We start from the raw sequence: 2,840 nt of genomic DNA on the forward strand, positions 1-2,840 counted from the left end.
ATTATCTGACAAAATATACTAATAGTAAGGGCATTGTGAGAGGAGGAACTATGGTAAAAAAGAATTTTCTTAAGAATTATGGTTTTATAATAGCTATGCTTGTGGCTATTATAGCCGGATGCATTGTTGGGTGGATTTTCCCTGTTGTAAAAGCAGAAGATGGTAGCGTCATATCATCTGGTGCTACAGTTCTTGAACCTTTTGGCAAGGTTTTTGTAAACCTTATGTTCTGCGTAGTTGTTCCAATGGTATTTTTCTCGATTTCAAGTGCGATTGGTAATATGCAGAGTCCTAAAAGGGCGGGCAAGATCCTTGGAACTACTATCGCTACATTCTTTGTTACAGGTTTTATAGCAGCACTTTTATTTTACTTTGTAATGCTCATAATACCACCTGTAACACATACTTATAATCTTACAGAAGGTGAAGTTGGAGATACTATATCTATTCCTCAGATGATCATCAACTTCTTTACTGTGGAAGATTTCTCAGCTCTTTTTTCCAGAAAAGCAATGCTTCCTCTTATTGTAGCATCTGTATTTACCGGCTTTGGTATTCAGGGGTGCGGCGGATCAGAGTCAATAGTTGGTAAGTTCTTTTCAAATATGACAGAAGTCATCATGAGAATCGTCAAGATCATTACTTACTATGCACCTATCGGCTTCTTTGGCTTCTTTGCAAGTCTTGTAGCTACATACGGTCCGGATCTTATAGGTGACTATTCAAGAGCGCTTATTACTTATTATGTATTTTGTTTCGTATACATGTTTGTTGCATTCCCATTATATGCATGGTTTGGCGGTGGTCAAAAGGGCATATCAGTAATGTTCAAACATCTGTTCAGACCTGCAGTTACAGCTTTTGGTACCTGTTCATCAGTTGCAACTATTCCTACTAACATGGATGTTGCAGAAGAATCCGGTGTTCCGAAGGATGTAACTGATATAGTCCTTCCTATGGGAGCTACAATGCATATGGATGGATCAGCAATGTCAGCTATACTAAAAGTAGCATTTTTGTTTGGTATATTTGGTATGGACTTTAACGGAACAAGAGCAATCCTTGCTATAATAATCGGTGTATTTTCATCTGTTGCCATGAGTGGAATTCCGGGAGGCGGCGGAGTTGGAGAGCTTGTACTTGTTACCATGTTCTTCCCTGATCAGATGGCTATTGCTTATCCTATAGCTCTTGCACTTGGTAATCTTATCGATCCTCCTGCAACAATGGTCAATGCAGCAGGAGACTATGTAGTAAGCTTTATAGTTGCAAGATTTACAGATGGAAAGGACTGGCTTTTAAAAAAAACAGAAGATAAGCCCATGAATAAAAAAGTTTCCTGATTTATCAGTAATTGCAAAAAAGCTTGTGATATTGTAATAAGCATACGCCTTAGTCATATCATATATACAAATACTATATGTCACTGTTTTGGCTTATAGTTTTGGTATAATCGATATGACTAAGGCGTTTTTGGTTGAAGATATAGGATTAACTTTAGGCGCTTTTGAGCAGTTGCGTTTTTGCCAAAAAAGTGTATTATAAATGTAAGCACTTACATTCAGCAAGGGGAGGCTGTTCATGCGAGATCTTGATTATCTTAAGCTTTTAAGTCAGAAATATCCTAATTCCAGAAAGGCGGGAGCAGAGATCATAAACCTCCGCGCCATCTGTGCACTTCCAAAGGGAACTGAATATTTTTTCTCAGATCTTCATGGTGAAGACAGGAGTTTTGTACATCTTTTAAGGAGTTCGTCAGGTATTATAAGAGCTAAGATCAAAGAGACCTTTGGCGATATGCTTTCTGCCAAGGAGCAGCTTGATCTTGCCAATCTTATATACTATCCTGATAGAATTATTTCAAATGCAAGACAGACAGGTCTTGATAATTCTGAGTGGCAGAAGATCACGATCTTCAGACTGGTGCAGATTGCCAAGTGTGTTGGCAGGAAGTATACAAGGTCCAAGGTTCGTAAGAAGATGCCTGAGGATTATGCTTATGCTATAGATGAGCTCTTGCATAATGATGGCAAGGAAGTTGATAAGAAGCAGTACTATCAGGAGATCATAAACGGGATCATTGATGTTGATGCAGGTGATGAGTTTATTACTGCTCTGTGTGGTCTTATCCAGAATCTTACTATCGATTCACTTCATATAATCGGTGATATTTTCGACAGAGGCCCGCATGCAGATGTTATCATGAATGAGCTTATGAATTTCCATGATGTTGATATACAGTGGGGCAATCATGATGTCAGCTGGATGGGAGCTGCATGTGGCAATACAGCATGTATAGCCAACGTTATAAGGATCGCTACAAGCTATAACTCTTTTGACGTACTTGAAGATGGTTATGGTATTAATCTTCGTCCGCTTTCAATGTTTGCAGATAAAGTCTATGCTGATGATCCTTGTGACTGCTTCAAGATTCATCTTCTTGATGAGAATGAATATGATTCGGTTGAGCCGGAGCTTGCAGCTAAGATGTGCAAGGCCATATCCATAATACAGTTCAAGCTTGAAGGTCAGCTTATCATGCAGCATCCAGCATATGAGATGGAAGACAGGCTCCTTCTTAATAATATAGACTGGGACAAGCATACAGTTACAATTGATGGTAATGAATATAAGCTCAAGGATACTAATTTTCCTACAATAGATCCGCTCCATCCCTACAATCTGACTGCAGAAGAGGGAGAGCTTATACATACTCTTAAGATGAGCTTTACTCATTCGCCTCTTCTTAATAAGCATATACGATTTATATACTCTCATGGAGCTATGTACAAGATCTGCAACAATAACCTTCTTTATCATGGATGCATTCCTATGAATGA

2 protein-coding genes are annotated in these 2,840 nt (G+C 38.7%); both read left to right on the plus strand.

Annotated features, from left to right (window positions below):
- Positions 1 to 50: 50 nt before the first annotated feature.
- Positions 51 to 1,343: a dicarboxylate/amino acid:cation symporter gene (locus tag K6G87_RS11795; protein ID WP_296837451.1), complete on the plus strand. Its 1,293-nt coding sequence runs from the start codon at positions 51 to 53 to the stop codon at positions 1,341 to 1,343.
- A 238-nt stretch (positions 1,344 to 1,581) separates the two neighbouring features.
- Positions 1,582 to 2,840, plus strand: a 1,259-nt coding sequence (locus tag K6G87_RS11800) for a fructose-bisphosphatase class III (RefSeq protein ID WP_296837454.1), incomplete at its 3' end; no start/stop codon positions are given.

It is taken from the genome of Butyrivibrio sp., from assembly GCF_024699075.1.

Coding starts and splice junctions, on each gene's coding strand:
- K6G87_RS11795 (WP_296837451.1), top strand. CDS start 51: ATGGTAAAAAAGAATTTTCTTAAGAATTATGGTTTTATAATAGCTATG.